Source organism: Bradyrhizobium neotropicale (assembly GCF_001641695.1).
In the GTDB taxonomy this organism is placed as follows: domain Bacteria; phylum Pseudomonadota; class Alphaproteobacteria; order Rhizobiales; family Xanthobacteraceae; genus Bradyrhizobium; species Bradyrhizobium neotropicale.
Genome location: NZ_LSEF01000121.1, coordinates 1 through 17455, shown reverse-complemented (window position 1 = coordinate 17455; position 17455 = coordinate 1). Strand labels below are relative to the sequence as shown.

Here is a 17455-nt window from a genome sequence, read left to right as displayed (position 1 = left end):
CACGCTACGTCGAAATGGTGGGCACGCTACGCTTTGCCCACCCTACAAGCTGGCTTTCGCCAGGACGACGTGAGTGGCTGTGTCTTGCTTCCTCACGCATCGGTGAGCGGCAATTGCGGTGCGATCAAGGACGCCCGATATTCTCCACCGACATCAATGGAGGTGAGACATGAAGATCGACCTTTCCGGAAAGACTGCCCTCGTGACCGGCTCGACCGCCGGCATCGGCCACGCCATTGCCAGGGGGCTCGCGGGCTCCGGCGCGAGTGTCGTGATCAACGGGCGCGGCCAGGACAAGGTCGACGCTGCCGTCCGCAAGCTGGAAGGGACGGGCGCGAAGGTTCGCGGCATCGCCGCCGACGTCTCGACGGCCGCCGGCTGCAAGGCGCTTGTAGCGGCGCTGCCTGAGGTCGACATCCTCATCAACAACGCCGGCATCTTCGAGCCGAAGGATTTTTTCGAGATCCCCGACGAGGACTGGAGCCGCTTCTTCGAGGTCAACGTGATGAGCGGCGTGCGGCTGTCGCGCGCTTACCTGAAAGGCATGCTCAAGCGCAATTGGGGCCGCATCGTCTTCATTTCCTCGGAATCCGGGCTCAACATTCCCGTCGAGATGATCCATTACGGCATGACCAAGACGGCCCAGCTCTCGGTGGCGCGCGGGCTTGCGCAGCTCACCCGCGGCACCGGCGTCACCGTCAACGCCGTGCTGCCGGGCCCGACCATGTCTGAAGGCGTCGAGACCTTCGTGAAGGACCTCGCGAGGCAGAACGGACAGTCGGTCGACGAGGCCGCAGCCAATTTCGTCAAGCAGCACCGTCCGAGCTCGCTGCTGCAACGCTTCGCCAGCGTCGACGAGATCGCGAACATGGTGGTCTATGCCGCCTCCAAGGAAGCCTCCGCCACCAACGGCGCGGCGTTGCGGGCCGAGGGCGGCATCGTCAACACCATCGCATGAGGCGATGCACGTGCCAGCCTACGTGATCTCCGAGGTCGAGGCGCGCGATCAGGCCGCAATGCAGGCCTATCGCACACTCGCCGCCAAGACCATCGCGCAATATGGCGGCCGCTACCTCGCGCGCGGCGGCGCCGCCGAAGCGGTGGAGGGCGGCCCGCCGCCCAAGACCATCATCATCGTGGAATTTCCGACGATGGCGCGTGCGCGTGAATGGTACGCCTCGCCGGAATATGCGGAAGCGCTGAAGCTGCGACAAACGGCATTGGAGCGCCGGCTGATGTTCGTGGAGGGCGTGACGTCCGGGATGCTGTAGGGTGGCAAAGCGACTTGTCCGCCGTAGCTCGGAGAGCGAAGGCGGAAGCGTGCCCACCATTTCGGCCGGCCTGCGACGTCTTCCTCGCGCAACGATGGGTTGCTATGGTCGCTCCCGGACCCACCGGGAGAAAATAATGCTTAAGTCGCGATACAGAATTCTTTGTTTTCTTGTTGCTTTGTCGGCTTCATGGCCTCTTGCGTCCGTCCACGCAGACCAGCCGTTTCAACGATTTCTTCCGCTGCTGGTTGATCTGAGCGGTTGGCAAGGCAAGAAGCCGGACGGCATGTCGATGCAAATGTCCGATACGAGCATGACCACCGCAACGCGCGACTACGAGCGCGACTCGGCGCAGGTGCATGCCTCCGTGGTGGTTGGGCAGGCCGCCGCCGGAGCCATGGGTTCGATCGAGAGCGGGATGAACATCCAGACGCCGGAAGGCCACGTCATGTCGTCGAACATGCATGGCATGCAGGTGCTCAAGAGCTACAACAGCAAGGAGAAGTCCGGCACGCTCGTGGTGGCGCTGGGGCAGAATGCGCTGTTCAATTTCGTCTACCAGGGCCTGACCGAAGACGATGCAGTGGCGCTCGCGGAGAAATTCGACTGGAAGGCGCTCCAGGCCGCCGCCCAGGCCAAGTAGTCATCGTAGGGTGGGTTAGCCCTGCGACTGCGCGAAGCGCGGTTCGCTGGGCGTAACCCACCACTGTTCGTCTCCGTAGAAGCGAAAGAGGTGGGTTACGCTTCGCTAACCCACCCTACGCAGTTGTGGCTCCTACCACCCCTCCAGCACGATCTTGCCACGCGACTTGCCGCTCTCGAGCAGCGCATGTGCGCGCTTGAGGTTGCCGGCGTTGATCGTGCCAAAGGTCTGGTCGAGCGTGGTGCGCAGCACGCCCTTGTCGATGAGGTCGGCGACGTCGTTGAGCAAATGATGCTGCGCGATCATGTCCGGCGTCTGGAACGAGGAGCGCGTGAACATCGATTCCCAGTGGATCGAGATCGCCTTGCCCTTGAACGTGCTCACGTTGAACTCCGGCGGATCGTCGATCAGGCCGAAGCGGCCCTGCGGCGCCATGAACTCGGCGATCGCCTTGTAGTGCTGGTCGGTGAAGGTGAGGCTCGCCACCAGCGCGACGGGCGGCAGCTTCAGCTTCTCGATCTGCTCCTTCATCGGCTTGCCGTGGTCGATGACCGCATGCGCGCCGAGATCGAGGCACCATTTCCGCGATTCCGGCCGCGTCGCGGTCGCGAGCACCGTGAGCCCGGTGAGGCGGCGCGCGAGCTGGATCAGGATCGAGCCGACGCCGCCGGCGCCGCCCGTGATCAGCAGCGTGCGCGGATCGACGCTTTTGCCGGGCACGGCGCCGAGCCGATCGAACAGCAGCTCCCAGGCGGTGATGGAGGTGAGGGGAAGCGCGGCGGCTTGCGCGAAGGACAGGCTCTTCGGCTTGCGGCCGACGATGCGCTCGTCGACCAGATGGAATTCCGCATTGGTGCCCTGGCGCAGGATGGAGCCGGCGTAGAACACTTCATCGCCGACCTTGAACAGCGTGACGTCAGGGCCGACGGCATCGATCACGCCGGCCGCGTCATAGCCCAGAATCTTCACCTCGCCCTCGGGCGGGGCCGCGCGCTTGCGTACCTTGTAGTCGACCGGATTGGCCGAGATCGCCTTCACGGCGACGCGGATGTCGCGTCCCTTGGGCTCGGGCTTTGCGGTCTCGAAATCGATCAGTGAGTCCTGATCCTCGATCGGAAGTGATTTCTTGTAGCCGACGGCCTTCATGGCTTGTCTCCATCAGATGGCGTGGTCACCTGCCGCTCTAACTGTCGCCCTGGCTCCGGTTTGGCAAGTACTGTAAATTCGGGGATATAGTCCCTGTTTGGATACTATTGGGAAAATACGCATGAAACGGCGCAACTTCGCCCGTCGTCCCGGCTGCTCGGTCGAGGCGACGCTGGACCTGATCGACGGCAAGTGGAAGGGCGTGATCCTCTATCACCTCCAGAGCGGCACCCAGCGCTTCGGCGAATTGCGCCGCCTGATGCCGGGCATCACCCAGCGCATGCTGACGAAGCAGCTTCGCGCGTTGGAGGAGGACAAGCTCGTCATCCGCAAGGTCTATGCCGAGGTGCCGCCGCGGGTGGAGTATTGCCTCTCCGAACTCGGCGAGAGCCTGCGGCCGGTGATCGACATTCTCAAGGCCTGGGGGGAGAGCCATCAGCAGCGGCTGTCCTGCGCGCCGCCCCCGGTCGTCGTCAAGAAGCCGAAGCGCGCGGCCTGAAAGCAAGCGCGCGGCCCGAAAGAAGGAAGCCGGGGGCGGCCATGCCGCTCCCGGCTCTTGCGTCTCGTCGACGGAACGCGACTTCAGATCAGAAAGCAACCTGAGATCAGAAAGCGACTTCAGATCAGAAGGCGACTTCAGATCAGAAAGCGACTTGGGTGCGCATCGCTATCGCGTCGAACTTCGAGCCCGCATTCACCGCAGAGGTGGAACTCTGCTGCTTGGAGATGTCGCCATGCAGGTAGTCCAGCATGAAGCGGACGTTGTTGTTGACGTACCAGTTCAGCGCGGCGGTGTAGATGGTTTGCCGTCCACCCGCGATGCCGGCCGCCGTCGCGAGCTGATCGTTCAGGTTCATCGTGCTCACGCGTCCGGCGATTTCCCAGGCACCCCAGCCGCCGCCGGTGAGTGAGAACGGATTCGCCGGCTTGATGCCGCCGTAGGCGGCCGCCGCCGGATTGTAGGGATGCGTCTCGCCGGTCAGCACGTAGCCGACCTGCGCGTAACCGCCATCGAATTTCAGGCTCGGCGCGCCGAACGGCGGCAGGCCGGTATTCGCGGTGCGGTCGACATTGAACCAGTAATATTCGCCCTGCGCGATGAACGGGCCATAGGTCCCCGCCGCTTCGACGCCGTAGACCTGCGCCCCGGAAACGTTGGCGATCGCACCGGTCGATATCAGCGAGGTCGGATCGATCCGCAGCTCAGGCCGGTCACTGAGCGTGAGCGTCTGTGCCTGCGTCACCAGATTGCGCGGCGGCTGGATCAGCCACTCCGCGTCGGCGCCGATATGCAGCGAGTAGTCCTTGCCGCTGATGGGATTGCCGGCAATGCGGGCGGTGGCGCCATATTGTTCGGTCATCCCGGGCGGATTGATGCTGGACGCAGAGTGGATCGCGCCCGTCGTTGGCCCGGTGACATAAGCGCCGACCCAGAGCTGGTCATTCCACCAGCGGGTGCCGACGGCCGAACGGAAGTCACCGGCTGCGATATTTTGTGCGATGAGGCCAACCGAGGCACGCTCCATGAACAGGATGTCGTTGGAGCTGGTGGATTCGTCGAGCGTCCAGGCCAGGTCCATGATGCCGGCTTCGATCGCCATCTTGCCGCCGAATGGTTTGAGGCCGGTGTAGCTCAGATAGGCATTTTCGACGCCCGATGTCCCGCCGCCCGGAAGGAAGCCGACGGGGGTGCCGCCGGCCGAGGCGGTGCCGCCGAAGCCGTCCGACGAGCCGCCGAAGTCGTAGATCAGGGCGTAGTTCCAGTCGCCAAAGAACTTGCCGACGACGCCGATACGCGCACGGCGGAGGTTCTCGCCGCTGTCGAGCTGTTGCGGCGAGGTAAATGCCGTATTGGGGCGATAATTGTAACCGCCGACATCCCAGTGCACGCGGCTCGTGATTGCGATGCAGTTCTGTTCGTCCGCGGTGCAGATCGTCGGCCGGTTGTTCGGCATCGTCACCACGACACCGGATGCCGGCGCCGCCGCCTTCACCGGTACCGCCGCATTGGCGCTGGCGACCGCGGCCTTCGCCTCCGATCTCGCTTCGGCTTTGGCCTCGGCCTTCGCTTCCGCCTTGGCTTTCGCCGTAGCCGCCGTGTTCGCCGCGGTCTGGCTCTGGAGCTTGTCGAGCTTCTGCTCCAGCATCTTCAATTGCTGCTTGAGGAGTGCGATCTCCTGCTCGCTGCTGCTTGCCGATTGTGCCTGGGCCTGGGAGGCCGCCAGCGCGCCGGCGAGACCAATCGCCGTGGCTGCAATTCTTGTCCTGCTCACATCTTCACTCCATCGGTTGACGAACTTCCCCAAGTCGCAACGGGAGAGCCTAAGACTGATCGATGACTGACCCGCGACGGCGCGCCGACGGCTGCGGTTCCCACTGATGCAAATTCGCCGCAACCGAATCCGCCAGAGGACAGAATGGAGGATGATAGGCGTCATGCCAATCCACAGGCTTGGGCAAAAACGCCGCGGCGCACGCAGAGCCGGCAAGGTAGAGCAGGCGAGGAGGGGTGAATATTGCCGCTTGGCGCCCTTCTATTGGCGGGCGAACGCGCCTATATTCCGGCGTCTTTTCCGAGAGGTAGGAATGTTTCGATCGATCTGTACCGCGCTCATAACGGGATTTTGCATAGCCCTTTCGGGCAGCCCCGATCCGGCCTCCGCGCAGGATCGTCGTGTCCCGTCGTCGGCGGCGGAGCTGCGCCTGTCCTATGGTCCCATTGTGCAGCGGGTCCAACCGGCCGTCGTCAACGTCTATGCGGCCAAGGTGGTGCAGAATCGCAACCCGCTGCTGGATGATCCGATCTTCCGCCGCTTCTTCGGCGTGCCGGGCCAGCAGCCCGAGCAGATGCAGCGCTCGCTGGGCTCCGGCGTCATCGTCGATCCATCCGGCCTCGTCGTCACCAACGTCCACGTCATCGAGGGCGCCGATCAGGTGAAGGTGTCGCTGTCGGACAAGCGCGAATTCGAGGCCGACATCGTGCTGAAGGATTCCCGCAGCGATCTCGCCGTGCTGCGCATCAAGGATGCGAAGGAAAAATTTCCGACGCTCGACCTCACCAATTCGGATGAATTGATGGTCGGCGACGTCGTGCTCGCGATCGGCAATCCCTTCGGCGTCGGCCAGACCGTGACCCACGGCATCATCTCGGCGCTGGCGCGGACGCAGGTCGGCATTACCGACTACCAATTCTTCATCCAGACCGATGCGGCGATCAATCCCGGCAATTCCGGCGGCGCTCTGGTCGACATGAACGGCAGGCTCGCCGGCATCAACACCGCGATCTACTCGCGCTCGGGGGGCTCGCAGGGAATCGGCTTTGCCATTCCTGCCAACATGGTGCGCGTCGTCGTCGCCTCCGCCAAGAGCGGCGGCAAGGCGGTGAAGCGGCCGTGGCTCGGCGCGCGGCTGCAGGCGGTGACGCCCGACATCGCCGAGAGTCTGGGCCTGCGCTCGCCGACCGGTGCGCTGGTCGCAAGCGTCGTCCCGAACGGACCGGCCGCAAAGGCCGGACTGAAATCCTCCGACCTGATCGTCGCGATCGATGGTCAGACCGTGGATGATCCCAACGCCTTCGACTACCGCTTTGCGACGCGTCCGCTCGGCGGCACGGCCCAGATCGACGTGCAGCGCGGCGGCAAGCCGCAGAAGCTGACGGTGGCGCTCGAGATCGCGCCCGACACCGGCCGCAACGAGATCGTCATCACGGCGCGCTCGCCGTTCCAGGGTGCGAAGGTTTCGACCATCACGCCGGCCGTCGCCGACGAGCTGCATCTCGATGCCGACACCGAAGGCGTCGTCGTCACGGATCTCGGCGACGACAGCGCGGCCGCCAGTGTCGGCTTCCAGAAGGGTGACGTCATTCTGGCGGTGAACAATCAGAAGATCAGCAAGACCGGCGACCTGGAGAAGGCGGCGGGCGAACGCCCGCGGATCTGGCGCATCACGCTGGTGCGGGGCGGCCAGCAGATCAACGTCACGCTGGGCGGATGAGTCCGAAGCGACCACAGGAGACGCCAACTCTCTTTGCCGCGGCGGGGTTCGATCAAGAGGCCCCGCATCCGCTGCCGGACCGTCTGCGTCCGCGCACGCTGTCGGAGGTCGTCGGCCAGGACCACATTCTCGGGCCCGACGGCGCGCTGACGCGCATGCTGGAGACACGCACGCTCGGCTCGCTGGTGTTCTGGGGCCCGCCCGGCACGGGCAAGACCACGGTGGCGCGGCTGCTCGCGGATGCGACCGATCTGCACTTCGAGCAGATCTCTGCCGTGTTCTCCGGCGTTGCCGACCTGAAGAAGGCGTTCGATGCCGCACGCGCCCGCCGCGAGATGGGTAAGGGCACGCTGCTGTTCGTCGACGAGGTGCATCGCTTCAACCGCGCGCAGCAGGACTCGTTTCTGCCCGTGATGGAAGACGGCACGGTGGTGATGGTCGGCGCCACCACCGAAAATCCGTCCTTCGAGCTCAACGCGGCGTTGCTGTCCCGCGCGCGCGTCCTGGTGTTTCATTCGCTCGACGCTGCCGCGATCGAGAAGCTGTTCGCGCATGCCGAGGCGATCGAGGGCAGGAAGCTGCCGCTGGACGCGGAAGCGCGCGCCGTCCTGGCGCGCATGGCCGATGGCGACGGCCGTGCCTCGCTGACACTGGTCGAAGAGGTCTGGCGTTCGGCGCGCGCCGGCGAGATTTTCAACGCCGCACAGTTGCAGGACATCCTGCAGCGTCGCGCGCCGATCTACGACAAGTCGGCGGACGGTCATTACAACCTGATCTCGGCGCTGCATAAATCGGTGCGCGGCTCCGATCCGGATGCGGCGCTCTATTATCTCGCGCGCATGCTCGATGCCGGTGAGGATCCGCTGTTTCTGGCGCGCCGTGTCGTGCGCATGGCGGTCGAGGATATCGGGCTTGCCGATCCGCAGGCACTCGTCATCGCCAACGCGGCCAAGGACGCCTTCGACTTCCTCGGCCATCCCGAGGGCGAGCTCGCCATCGCGCAAGCGGTCGTCTATCTCGCCACCGCCCCGAAATCGAATGCGGTCTACACAGCCTTCGGCGCTGCCATGCAGACCGCAAAGCAGGCCGGCTCGCTGCTGCCGCCAAAGCACATCCTCAACTCCCCGACCAAGCTGATGAAGTCGGAAGGCTATGGCTCCGGTTACGAGTACGACCACGACGCGCCCGATGCCTTCTCCGGCCAGGACTATTTCCCGGAGGTCCTTGGCCGCCAGACCTTCTACGACCCGCCCGAGCGCGGCTTCGAGCGGGAGATCCGGAAACGGCTGGACTATTGGGCGAAGCTGCGGAAGGAGCGGGGCGGCTCGCGTTGAAAACGGCCATTTCGCCGTGACGGCAAGCCACTTTTAGGCTAGGCAGTCATTCATGAGCCGCCGCATCAAGAGAGCCAACCCAAAACCCCGCGCACGCGATGAGCGCAAGGAAGGGCGTCCGCATCAGGCGCGCAGCGCGCAAAAGGCCGGGCCGCGTCCGGGCGGCAAGCCGGGCGCGAAGCCACAGCGCTTTGCCGGCGAGCGCGCCGAGCGGCGTGCCCCTGAACCCGCGCCGGCAAAACCCGTCGAGGCGCTGCTGCCGACCAAGGTGCAGACCGTCACCGTCACGGCGGACGAGAACAACATGCGCGTCGACCGTTTCCTCGAAGCGCGTTTTCCGGGTCTGTCGTTCTCCCACATCCAGCGCGTCGTGCGCAAAGGCGAGCTGCGCGTCGACGGCAAGCGCGTCGACAGCAAGGACCGCCTCGGGGAGGGCCAGAGCGTCCGCATTCCGCCCCTGAAGCTCGACGCACCGAAGGTGCCGGGCGCGCTGTCGGAAGCCGCGCAGAAGACGCTTGCCGCGCTGAAGGACATGACGATCTTTGAGGACGACGACGTTCTCGTCCTCAACAAGCCCGCCGGCCTTGCCGTGCAGGGCGGCTCGGGTATGACGCGGCACATCGACCAGATGCTGGAGGTGATGCGCGACGCCAAGGGCCAGAAGCCGCGCCTGGTGCACCGGATCGACCGGGAGACGTCGGGGTGCCTCCTGATCGCCAAAACGCGCTTTGCCGCGAGCCATCTGACCGGCGCCTTCCGCTCGCGCTCGGCGCGAAAAGTCTATTGGGCGCTGGTGCCGGGTCTGCCGAAGCCGAAGCAGGGCCGCATCTCGACCTTCCTCGCCAAGGAGGAGGGCGAGGACGACACCATCATGCGCATCGCCCAGCATGGCGATGAGGGCGCGAGCCACGCGGTGACCTACTATGCGGTGGTCGAGACCGCCGGCAACAAGCTGACCTGGGTGTCGCTGAAGCCGGTGACGGGGCGCACGCACCAGCTCCGCGCCCACATGGCCCATATCGGCCATCCCATCATCGGCGATCCCAAATACTTCAACATCGAGAACTGGGAGCTGCCGGGGGGTCTGCAAAACCGGCTGCATCTCTTGGCACGCCGTATCGTGATCCCGCATCCGCGTGGCGGCGTCATCGACGCGACCGCGCCACTGCCGCCGCACATGCAGCAGTCATGGAACCTGATTGGTCTCGACGCCACCAGATTTGATCCGATCGAGAACGCACCTGAGGAATAATACCCAATGTCGTCCTGGCGAAAGCCAGGACGACACCGAGGAATTGACTGGCGATTGCCCACGCACCCCCTCAATTCCGAAACTGCTCCAGAAACATCCGCAAGCTGTCATGCGGGCTCTCGACATCCGTGATCAGCCAGCCCTCCGGTCCGTAGACGAGGATGAAGTTCAGCGTCACGCGCCGGCCGTGATTGTCGAAGTTCGCCGCGACATGGGTCTTGTCGTATTGCCTGCGCAGGACCGAGATCGCGACCGGGCCGAGCTTCCAGGTCGGGCTCTGCACCAGGAAATCGTAGGGCTCGGCCCTCGGACCGCTCCAGGCCTTGCGCAGGCTGGGATCGAAGAACTGCCGGGCGGTTGCCTCGTCGCGCGGCAGGCCCTTTGACTGCTCCGGGGAACCCTCACCGTAATGGGCATAGACGTTGCGGACGAGGGATTCCGGGGTGCGGAAGCCGGCCTCCGCCGCGGCCAGCGAGAACCCGGCGAACAGGCCCAGAACGCCCGCGATGTGCCTCATGCCTGCTGCTCGCTTTATCGGCCGCCGGTCTTATCTTAGAAGCCTAGCATTCAGGGACCGGGACCGAAAACGTCAGATGCGCGAATTGTTCGATGAGGTTGCGGGGCAGTCCCCGCTGGATCCGCGGGAATCGGCCCGCCAGGCCGCCCGCGCGCCGTTGCGCAAGCGCTTCTACAAGGAGGTCGGCGTGGCCGGGGCCGAAGGCGGCTTTGCCGTCACGCTCGACGGCAAGCCGATCCGCACGCCTTCGAGCCGCCAAGTGGTGATCCCGTCGCGCGCGCTGGCCGATGCGGCGGCCGCAGAATGGGAGGCGCAGAGGGAGGCGATCGATCCGATGACCATGCCGCTGACGCGGCTTGCCAACAGCGTGATCGAGGGTGTCGTCGATCGCGTCGAGCTCGTTGGCGACGACCTCGCAAAATACTTCCAGACCGACTTGCTGTTCTACCGCGCCGGCCATCCGGAGGGGTTGGTCGCGCGCGAGGCCGCGCATTGGGACCCGGTGCTGTTCTGGGCCGCCGAGACGCTGGGCGCGCATTTCATCCTGTCCGAAGGCATCATGCACGTGAAGCAGCCGGAGGAGGCGATCCAGGCCGCACGCGCTGCGCTGCCCCAGGATGCCTGGTCCGTGGCGGCGCTCCACGTGGTCACGACGCTGACCGGCTCGGCGCTGCTGGCGTTGGCGCTGGCGCACGGGGTACGCGATGCCGATCAGGTCTGGGCGGCCGCCCATGTCGATGAGGACTGGAACGCCGACCAGTGGGGTGTGGACGAGGAGGCCGCCGGCCGCCGCGCCGTCCGCCTGCGGGATTTCGAGGCCGCCGTGGCGGTGCTCGCGGCCGCGAAGCCGATCGGGACCCAAGGTCCTTAACGAGAGGTTTACGACAGCGGCTTAGGGTGGACGCGCGTTTCCCTGGGCCGCCTCTATGCCGACGCCGATAAGCTCGATCGTCCCTGTCAGTTCCGCCGGCCCCGTGGCCGATGCGGCAACACCCGGGCTCGTGCTCCAGGACGGCAGCGTCGTCGATGCCAGGGTCGTCAGCGTGCTCGCCGACAATCTGGTGCGGATCGCCATCGCCAATCTCTCCCTCGACGTGATGTCGGAAGTGGCGCTGTCGCCGGGCCAGAACCTCCAGCTCGCGGTGTCGCAGAATGACGGCACGATCCGGCTCGCCGTCGTCAACGGGGCAGGCGATGCCGCGGCCGATCAGGTCACGCTGACGCCGGCCGCCGCGTCGCGCATGGACAGCCCGCCGCTTGCGCCCTCCGCAAACGCTGTGCGCAATCCGTTGACGCCGGCCGAGCAGGTCGCGGTGACAATGGCCTCGGCCGAGGCCGTGACAAAGCAGGGCAGCCAGGCGCCGCTGTTTGCTGACCTCGCCGCGATCGTGACCGGCAGGAATCTGCCAGCCGGGCTGAAGCAGGCGGTGCTGGACGTGCTCGCACAGCAGACGCCGCTCAACGCTCAGCTCGATGGCGCCGACATCGAGTCCGCCTTCCAGAAATCCGGCCTGTTCCTCGAAGCTTCGCTCGCCGCCGGCGCAACGCCATCGTCCGGTGCCATGCCGGATCTGAAGGCGGCGCTGCTGGTGCTGCGTCAGACGCTGGTTGCGACCTCAGGCGCGATCGAGACTGGCGTGCCGCAAGTAGCCGTGCCTTCGGCGAACTCCGTTGCCACGTCCCAGACCACGGCCTTGGCGGCTCAGGCGGCAAGCGAGGCCGCGCACGCGGTGTTGCCGTCACCCGACGCGGATATCGCTCAAATGCCGCGCAGCGCCAATCTCGCAGCCGCGGTGCTTGCCGATGCTCTGCAAGCGGCGACCCCGCGGACAATGACCGCCGGGCTTGCCGCGAGCCTCCTGCAAGAGGTCGCGCAAAACCTGCCGCGCATGACCGGCAACGTGCCGGGCTCGAACAAAGCCGTACCTGATGGCCACGTCTTCGACGCGGCCGCACGAACGACCACGCCGCCGCCATTCCGCGGTGCGCTGCCGTCGCCCCAATCCATCGCAACGCCTTCGCTCGCACCCGATAGCCCGCTGACTGCGACCGTGCATCGTCTGCTCGACGACACCGATGCTGCGATCGCGCGGCAGACCTTGCTGCAGGTCGCTTCGCTCCCCGATCGCGTCGATGCCAGCGGCCACCGCATCGATCCGACCGTGCCGCAGTGGAATTTCGAGATCCCGTTCGCGACGCCACAGGGCATCGCGATGGCGCAGTTCGAGATCTCGGGCGATGGCGCTGGCGAGTCGGCCGATCCCGCCAAGCGCGCCTGGCGCGCGCGCTTCTCGCTCAATGTCGAGCCGGCCGGCCCCGTGCATGCGCTGATCACGCTGAACGGCGACAAGACTTTTGTGCGGATGTGGGCGGAGCGGCCCACGACAGCGCAGCAGCTCCGCGCCGGCGTTGGAGAGCTCAGCCAGGCGCTGACGAAAGCCGAGCTCAAGCCCGGCGACATCATCGTGCGCGACGGCACGCCGCCGCAGCCGGCACCGGCCCGCGCCGGCCATTTCCTGGATCGCGCGACATGAGCGACGACACCAAGCTTGCGATCGCGCTTCACTACGAGAAGGGCAGCGGCGCGCCGGTGGTCGTCGCCAAGGGCAGGGGCACGATCGGCGAGAAGATCGTCGAGATCGCCAAGGCCCATGACATCCCGATCGAGGAGAACGAAGTCCTGGCCGGCGCGTTGTCCAAGGTCGAGCTCGGCGAGGAGATCCCGCCGGATCTCTACAAGGCGGTCGCCGAAGTGCTGGTGTTCGTGCTGCGGCTGTCGGGCCGTGCGCGCTAGCAACTGTCATCGTTTCACCACGATAGCGGCTGCATGGTCGCGGCCACTTTCACCGTTCAACGGATATTGCACTTGCCCACCCGCCGTTCCGCCCTCGGCCTTCTTGCCGCAGCCGCCATCCTGCCGCAGCGTGCGCTCGCTCATGTCGCGCCGCCGCGCAACGAGATCCGCGAGAGTCTCGCCAAGCACTTCACCGATCTAGGGACGGCCGGCACCTTCGTCGGCTACAAGGTCGATGACTACCTGATCATCGCAAGCGACCGGGAGCGGTCAGGCGAGGGCAAGCTGCCGGCCTCGACCTTCAAGATCCCGAACTCGCTGATTGCGCTCGAGACCGGCGTGGTCGCCGATCCCGACAAGGATCTGTTCCCCTGGGACGGCGTGAAACGCCCGATCGAGGCCTGGAACAAGGACCACACGCTGCGCAGCGCCATCGCGGTGAGCGCAGTGCCGGTCTATCAGGAGATCGCGCGCCGCATCGGGCAGGAGCGGATGCAGAAATATGTCGATCTCCTCGACTACGGCAATCGCGACATCGGCGGCGGCATTGATCAGTTCTGGCTCACCGGAAATCTGCGCATCGACCCGGTCGAGCAGATCGATTTCGTCGACCGGCTGCGCCGCCGCGCGCTGCCGATCTCAAAGCGCAGCCAGGATCTCGTCTCCGAGATCCTGCCGGTGACCAAGGTCGGCGACGCCATCATCCGCGTGAAGTCGGGGCTTTTGGGCGCCGAGCGCGGCGAGCCGTCGCTCGGCTGGATGGTCGGCTGGGCCGAGAAGGGCAGCGCACACACCGTGTTCGCGCTCAACATGGATTGCCGCGAGCAGCGCCATATCGAAGCCCGCATGAGCCTGACGCAAGCCTGCCTTGCCGATATCGGCGCGATCTAGCGCAACTGCGCTGTGCTCGACTAGCATCCTCCGACCAACAAAAAGTCGGGAGGACAACAATGAACTCAACGCCGCTCTGGCTGTCATCGCTCACGCTCGCCGCCGCGGGCGGCTGGCTTGCCGCCACCATGTTCGCTGGCCCCGCCACCAGCAAGGAGCCGCGCTTTCCGCAGCTCACCATGGACCAGCTCGACGAGAAGCAGAAGCCGCTCGGCGAGCAGATCATGAAGGTCTCGAGCGTCGGCATCGGCGGCCCCTACAATCCGATGATCCGCAGCCCCGTGCTCGGCCAGCGCCTGTTCGACCTGTTCTATTACCTGCGCTGGCAGACGTCGGTGCCGACAAAACTCAACGAGTTCGCGATCCTGGTGATCGCGCGGCAGTGGCGCTCGCAGGTGGAATGGTTTGCCCATGCGCCGCTTGCGGCGAAGGCCGGCCTATCGGCGGACATGATCGCCGAGCTGAAGGCGAACAAGCGGCCGTCCGGGATGACCGAGGACGAGGCGGTGGTCTACGACTTCGTCACCGAGCTCACCGCGACCAGGAAGGTCTCTGACGAGACCTACGCGCGCGCCAAGAAGGTGTTTGGCGATCAGCAGATCGTCGATCTCACCGCGCTCGCCGGAAATTACGTGATGGTCGCGATGCTGCTTGCAATGGCCGAGGAGACCGTGCCGCCGGGCAAGGAGGAGCCGTTCAAGCCGGGCGAGCCGTAATTCCTATCCTAGCTTGAACAGTGCTTTCAGGAAATCCACCACGCGTCCGTCTCAGGCGGAGTCGGCGGTCTTCTTCGCCGCCAGCGCCTGGTCGATCGCAAAGCCGCCGATCTCGCTCATCGCCTGCGAGATGACATCCCCTTTGCCGGCAAAGCCGTTCGAGAGGTATTCGAACTGCGTTCGCGCCAGCCGCAGCGCCTCGATCGGCACGGAGACCACGGTATCGTTAAAGCTGTCGACGGAGGCGCGCAGCGTCTCCAGCTCAGTGGTCAGCTTGCCGATGTGGGTCTCGGCATCCTGCATCAAGCAGAGCAGCTTGCCGCGCTCGTCATTGAACGCGGTGCGGTCGGCCGCGGCCGCGGCGGTCACTTCAGTGAGCTGCGCCCGCAGCATCTCGATCTGTCCGATCATGGCATCGGTGGCGAGCTCGGCGGCCTCGCGCAGCACTGTATTACGCTTGCTCTCTTCCTGCGTCTCGTGAAACAGCCGCTCGGCCGACATCGCCCGCTGCGACAGCGATTGGATCAGGCTTGCTGCGCGCAGCAGCATCTCGCCGTTACGCCCCGACACCATGCTGGCCATCCGCCGCAGGAAGTCGATGGTCTCGGACGAGCTGTTCGGCGGCAGAGGGACGACCGTCGCGGACATGGGTGCTGCCAAAAAGGGCCAATCGGGCGCGATGACCGCCGCCGTACCGACTGAGCTCACGCTACATTCGGCGCCTGTCCGCTTCGGGCAGCAAGCCTGAATCGGCTCACGCGGTCAACGGAAAGCAGCGGCAAATTGCCGTCCCGCCCGGCGCCGAGGGCCGCTGCGTCAGGTCCTGTCCTGCCGCCCGATCCGCCCGAGATGGGTGAAGCCGAAGCCGGCGGAATATTTCAGGCCATAGCCGAGCGCCCGGTCGATGCCGATATGGGCGAGCCAGATCAAGGCGATGGATAGGGTGAGGGGCGAGGCGAAGCCGAAGCCCAGCGTCATCAGCGTCACGGGGGCCAGGTAGCTGTGAGCGGCGTTATAGACCATCGCGCCGAACTTCGGGCTCGACAGGTAGGCGAGGAAGCTCAAGTCCGGCACAAGGAAGAGCAGGAGGTAGAGCGTCCAGGAGCCACCCCAGGTCGCGTAGAGCAGCGTCATGCCAGCGAACAGTGTCAGCCCCTCCAGCCGCAAGAGCAGCCTGACGCCGCCGGTCGCCGCGCCGGTCTCAGTCACTGCCTCATCCATGGTCCGCCTCTCCATGCCAAAACTTTGTAATCGCTCACGCTTTCCGCACCGCCAGGGCAGCCCCGCGAAGCCGAAAGCCGCTTCCCGGCCCGCAAAATGCCGTGTTAGAACCCCCGGCAATCGCATTTAGGCTAAGAACTGGCGGGAGCAAATGAAACATATCCTGGACGCCCTTGAAGAACGCCGTGCCGGCGCAAAGCTCGGCGGCGGGGAAAAGCGCATCGAGGCGCAGCACGCCCGCGGCAAGCTGACGGCGCGCGAGCGTATCGAACTGCTGCTCGACAAGGGATCGTTCGAGGAGTTCGACATGTTCGTCGAGCACCGCTCCACCGAGTTTGGCATGGAGAAGACCAAGGTGCCCGGTGACGGCGTCGTCACCGGCTGGGGCACCGTCAACGGCCGCAAGACCTTCGTGTTCGCCAAGGACTTCACCGTGTTCGGCGGCTCGCTGTCCGAGACCCACGCGCTGAAGATCACGAAACTGCAGGACATGGCGATGAAGGCGAGGGCGCCCATCATCGGCCTCTATGACGCGGGTGGCGCCCGCATCCAGGAGGGCGTCGCGGCGCTCGCGGGTTATTCCTACGTCTTCCGCCGCAACGTGCTCGCCTCGGGCGTGATCCCGCAGATCTCCGTCATCATGGGCCCCTGTGCCGGCGGCGACGTCTATTCGCCGGCGATGACCGATTTCATCTTCATGGTGAAGAACACCAGCTACATGTTCGTCACCGGACCCGACGTGGTGAAGACCGTCACCAACGAGGTCGTCACCGCGGAGGAACTCGGCGGCGCTTCCGTGCACGCGACGCGCTCCTCGATCGCGGACGGTGCGTTCGAGAACGACGTCGAGACGCTGCTGCAGATGCGCCGGCTGATCGACTTCCTGCCGTCGAACAACACCGACGGCGTGCCGGAATGGCCGAGCTTCGACGACATCGGCCGCGTCGACATGTCGCTCGACACGCTGATCCCCGACAATCCGAACAAGCCTTACGACATGAAGGAGCTGATCCTGAAGGTCGTGGACGAGGGCGACTTCTTCGAGATCGCGGAAGCTTTCGCCAAGAACATCGTCACCGGCTTCGGCCGCATCGCCGGCCGGACCGTCGGCTTCGTCGCCAATCAGCCGATGGTGCTGGCGGGCGTGCTCGACTCCGACGCCTCGCGCAAGGCCGCGCGCTTCGTTCGTTTTTGCGACGCCTTCAACATCCCGATCGTCACCTTCGTCGACGTGCCGGGCTTCCTGCCGGGCACCGCGCAGGAATATGGTGGTCTGATCAAGCACGGCGCCAAGCTCCTGTTCGCGTATTCGCAGTGCACCGTGCCGCTGGTGACGATCATCACCCGCAAGGCCTATGGCGGTGCCTTCGACGTCATGGCGTCCAAGGAGATCGGTGCCGACATGAACTACGCCTGGCCGACCGCCCAGATCGCGGTGATGGGCGCCAAGGGCGCGGTCGAGATCATCTTCCGCGGCGACATCGGCGACCCCGACAAGATCGCCGCGCGCACCAAGGAATACGAAGACCGCTTCCTGTCTCCCTTCATCGCCGCCGAACGCGGCTACATCGACGACGTCATCATGCCGCACTCGACCCGCCGCCGCATCGCCCGTGCGCTGGCGATGCTGAAGGACAAGAAGACGGAAATGCCGGCGAAGAAGCACGACAATTTGCC

The 17455-nt window shown here is 65.4% G+C and carries 18 protein-coding genes; 13 read left to right on the top strand and 5 right to left on the bottom strand.

The features are described from left to right. The first annotated feature begins 169 nt into the window (after positions 1–169). The 3 genes from AXW67_RS38185 (at position 170) to AXW67_RS38175 (ending at position 1914) form a co-directional block, all read left to right on the top strand. Positions 170–958 carry an SDR family NAD(P)-dependent oxidoreductase gene (locus AXW67_RS38185; protein ID WP_063682057.1) on the top strand — a complete coding sequence of 263 codons (789 nt, stop codon included), beginning with the start codon at positions 170–172 and terminating at the stop codon, positions 956–958. 10 nt (positions 959–968) lie between these two features. Then, positions 969–1271 (top strand): DUF1330 domain-containing protein, encoded by a 303-nt coding sequence (locus AXW67_RS38180; RefSeq protein ID WP_063682106.1) that lies wholly within the window; start codon positions 969–971, stop codon positions 1269–1271. Between the two features lie 313 nt (positions 1272–1584). After that, positions 1585–1914: a hypothetical protein gene (locus AXW67_RS38175; RefSeq protein ID WP_245315858.1), complete on the top strand. Its 330-nt coding sequence runs from the start codon at positions 1585–1587 to the stop codon at positions 1912–1914. A gap of 132 nt (positions 1915–2046) precedes the next feature. Here AXW67_RS38175 and AXW67_RS38170 read toward each other — a convergent pair whose 3' ends face one another. Then, entirely contained in the window at positions 2047–3060 is a 1014-nt protein-coding gene (locus tag AXW67_RS38170; RefSeq protein ID WP_063682055.1) for a zinc-binding alcohol dehydrogenase family protein, read from the bottom strand. A gap of 121 nt (positions 3061–3181) precedes the next feature. On the opposite strand from AXW67_RS38170, the gene AXW67_RS38165 reads away from it, so the two are divergent. Further along, complete coding sequence (locus AXW67_RS38165) at positions 3182–3559, top strand: winged helix-turn-helix transcriptional regulator (RefSeq protein ID WP_063682054.1); 378 nt, start codon at positions 3182–3184, stop codon at positions 3557–3559. 142 nt (positions 3560–3701) lie between these two features. Here the strand turns inward: AXW67_RS38165 and AXW67_RS38160 are convergent, their stop codons facing one another. Continuing rightward, positions 3702–5333 (bottom strand): OprO/OprP family phosphate-selective porin, encoded by a 1632-nt coding sequence (locus AXW67_RS38160; protein WP_063682053.1) that lies wholly within the window; start codon positions 5331–5333, stop codon positions 3702–3704. A 313-nt stretch (positions 5334–5646) separates the two neighbouring features. Here AXW67_RS38160 and AXW67_RS38155 point away from each other — a divergent pair, with 313 nt between their 5' ends. Genes AXW67_RS38155 through AXW67_RS38145 form a run of 3 tightly spaced genes read left to right on the top strand, consistent with a single transcriptional unit; the run spans position 5647 to position 9639 of the window. Continuing rightward, positions 5647–7053, top strand: a complete 1407-nt coding sequence (locus AXW67_RS38155) for a DegQ family serine endoprotease (RefSeq protein ID WP_063682052.1) — start codon at positions 5647–5649, stop codon at positions 7051–7053. After that, positions 7050–8387 (top strand): replication-associated recombination protein A, encoded by a 1338-nt coding sequence (locus AXW67_RS38150; protein ID WP_063682051.1) that lies wholly within the window; start codon positions 7050–7052, stop codon positions 8385–8387. The genes AXW67_RS38155 and AXW67_RS38150 overlap by 4 nt, the downstream gene beginning before the upstream one ends. Before the next feature lie 52 nt (positions 8388–8439). Further along, positions 8440–9639 carry an RluA family pseudouridine synthase gene (locus AXW67_RS38145; protein WP_063682050.1) on the top strand — a complete coding sequence of 400 codons (1200 nt, stop codon included), beginning with the start codon at positions 8440–8442 and terminating at the stop codon, positions 9637–9639. A gap of 70 nt (positions 9640–9709) precedes the next feature. Here AXW67_RS38145 and AXW67_RS38140 read toward each other — a convergent pair whose 3' ends face one another. Continuing rightward, the gene (locus tag AXW67_RS38140) at positions 9710–10156 is read right to left on the bottom strand and encodes a hypothetical protein (protein ID WP_063682049.1); all 447 of its coding nucleotides are present in this window, start codon (positions 10154–10156) and stop codon (positions 9710–9712) included. A 76-nt stretch (positions 10157–10232) separates the two neighbouring features. Here AXW67_RS38140 and AXW67_RS38135 point away from each other — a divergent pair, with 76 nt between their 5' ends. From AXW67_RS38135 to AXW67_RS38115, 5 genes are read left to right on the top strand one after another with little or no spacing between them, the layout of a single operon-like run. Further along, complete coding sequence (locus tag AXW67_RS38135) at positions 10233–11027, top strand: ATP12 family chaperone protein (RefSeq protein WP_063682048.1); 795 nt, start codon at positions 10233–10235, stop codon at positions 11025–11027. 55 nt (positions 11028–11082) lie between these two features. After that, positions 11083–12690, top strand: coding sequence for a flagellar hook-length control protein FliK (gene fliK, locus AXW67_RS38130; RefSeq protein ID WP_063682047.1), 1608 nt, complete (start codon positions 11083–11085; stop codon positions 12688–12690). After that, positions 12687–12950, top strand: a complete 264-nt coding sequence (locus AXW67_RS38125; RefSeq protein ID WP_027554180.1) for an EscU/YscU/HrcU family type III secretion system export apparatus switch protein — start codon at positions 12687–12689, stop codon at positions 12948–12950. Before fliK ends, AXW67_RS38125 begins: the two co-directional genes overlap by 4 nt. 33 nt (positions 12951–12983) lie before the next feature. Then, positions 12984–13841, top strand: coding sequence for a class D beta-lactamase (gene blaOXA / locus AXW67_RS38120; RefSeq protein ID WP_063682046.1), 858 nt, complete (start codon positions 12984–12986; stop codon positions 13839–13841). A gap of 59 nt (positions 13842–13900) precedes the next feature. Beyond that, positions 13901–14557, top strand: a complete 657-nt coding sequence (locus AXW67_RS38115; protein WP_063682045.1) for a carboxymuconolactone decarboxylase family protein — start codon at positions 13901–13903, stop codon at positions 14555–14557. Positions 14558–14608: 51 nt separating this feature from the next. On the opposite strand, the gene AXW67_RS38110 is transcribed toward AXW67_RS38115, so the two are convergent. Together AXW67_RS38110 and AXW67_RS38105 are read right to left on the bottom strand one after the other, a co-directional pair. Further along, positions 14609–15205 carry a hypothetical protein gene (locus AXW67_RS38110; protein WP_063682044.1) on the bottom strand — a complete coding sequence of 199 codons (597 nt, stop codon included), beginning with the start codon at positions 15203–15205 and terminating at the stop codon, positions 14609–14611. A 168-nt stretch (positions 15206–15373) separates the two neighbouring features. After that, entirely contained in the window at positions 15374–15778 is a 405-nt protein-coding gene (locus tag AXW67_RS38105) for a DUF4260 domain-containing protein (protein WP_063682043.1), read from the bottom strand. Between the two features lie 151 nt (positions 15779–15929). Here AXW67_RS38105 and AXW67_RS38100 point away from each other — a divergent pair. Next, positions 15930–17455: acyl-CoA carboxylase subunit beta (locus tag AXW67_RS38100; RefSeq protein WP_063682042.1), on the top strand; the 1526-nt coding region annotated here is incomplete at its 3' end.

Bases quoted from the DNA above. Each gene is read 5' to 3' on its own strand.
- AXW67_RS38185 (WP_063682057.1), top strand. From the start codon at position 170: ATGAAGATCGACCTTTCCGGAAAGACTGCCCTCGTGACCGGCTCGACC.
- AXW67_RS38175 (WP_245315858.1), top strand. From the start codon at position 1,585: ATGACCACCGCAACGCGCGACTACGAGCGCGACTCGGCGCAGGTGCAT.
- AXW67_RS38170 (WP_063682055.1), bottom strand. From the start codon at position 3,060: ATGAAGGCCGTCGGCTACAAGAAATCACTTCCGATCGAGGATCAGGAC.
- AXW67_RS38165 (WP_063682054.1), top strand. From the start codon at position 3,182: ATGAAACGGCGCAACTTCGCCCGTCGTCCCGGCTGCTCGGTCGAGGCG.
- AXW67_RS38155 (WP_063682052.1), top strand. From the start codon at position 5,647: ATGTTTCGATCGATCTGTACCGCGCTCATAACGGGATTTTGCATAGCC.
- AXW67_RS38150 (WP_063682051.1), top strand. From the start codon at position 7,050: ATGAGTCCGAAGCGACCACAGGAGACGCCAACTCTCTTTGCCGCGGCG.
- AXW67_RS38145 (WP_063682050.1), top strand. From the start codon at position 8,440: ATGAGCCGCCGCATCAAGAGAGCCAACCCAAAACCCCGCGCACGCGAT.
- AXW67_RS38140 (WP_063682049.1), bottom strand. From the start codon at position 10,156: ATGAGGCACATCGCGGGCGTTCTGGGCCTGTTCGCCGGGTTCTCGCTG.
- AXW67_RS38135 (WP_063682048.1), top strand. From the start codon at position 10,233: ATGCGCGAATTGTTCGATGAGGTTGCGGGGCAGTCCCCGCTGGATCCG.
- fliK (WP_063682047.1), top strand. From the start codon at position 11,083: ATGCCGACGCCGATAAGCTCGATCGTCCCTGTCAGTTCCGCCGGCCCC.
- AXW67_RS38125 (WP_027554180.1), top strand. From the start codon at position 12,687: ATGAGCGACGACACCAAGCTTGCGATCGCGCTTCACTACGAGAAGGGC.
- blaOXA (WP_063682046.1), top strand. From the start codon at position 12,984: ATGGTCGCGGCCACTTTCACCGTTCAACGGATATTGCACTTGCCCACC.
- AXW67_RS38115 (WP_063682045.1), top strand. From the start codon at position 13,901: ATGAACTCAACGCCGCTCTGGCTGTCATCGCTCACGCTCGCCGCCGCG.
- AXW67_RS38110 (WP_063682044.1), bottom strand. From the start codon at position 15,205: ATGTCCGCGACGGTCGTCCCTCTGCCGCCGAACAGCTCGTCCGAGACC.
- AXW67_RS38105 (WP_063682043.1), bottom strand. From the start codon at position 15,778: ATGGATGAGGCAGTGACTGAGACCGGCGCGGCGACCGGCGGCGTCAGG.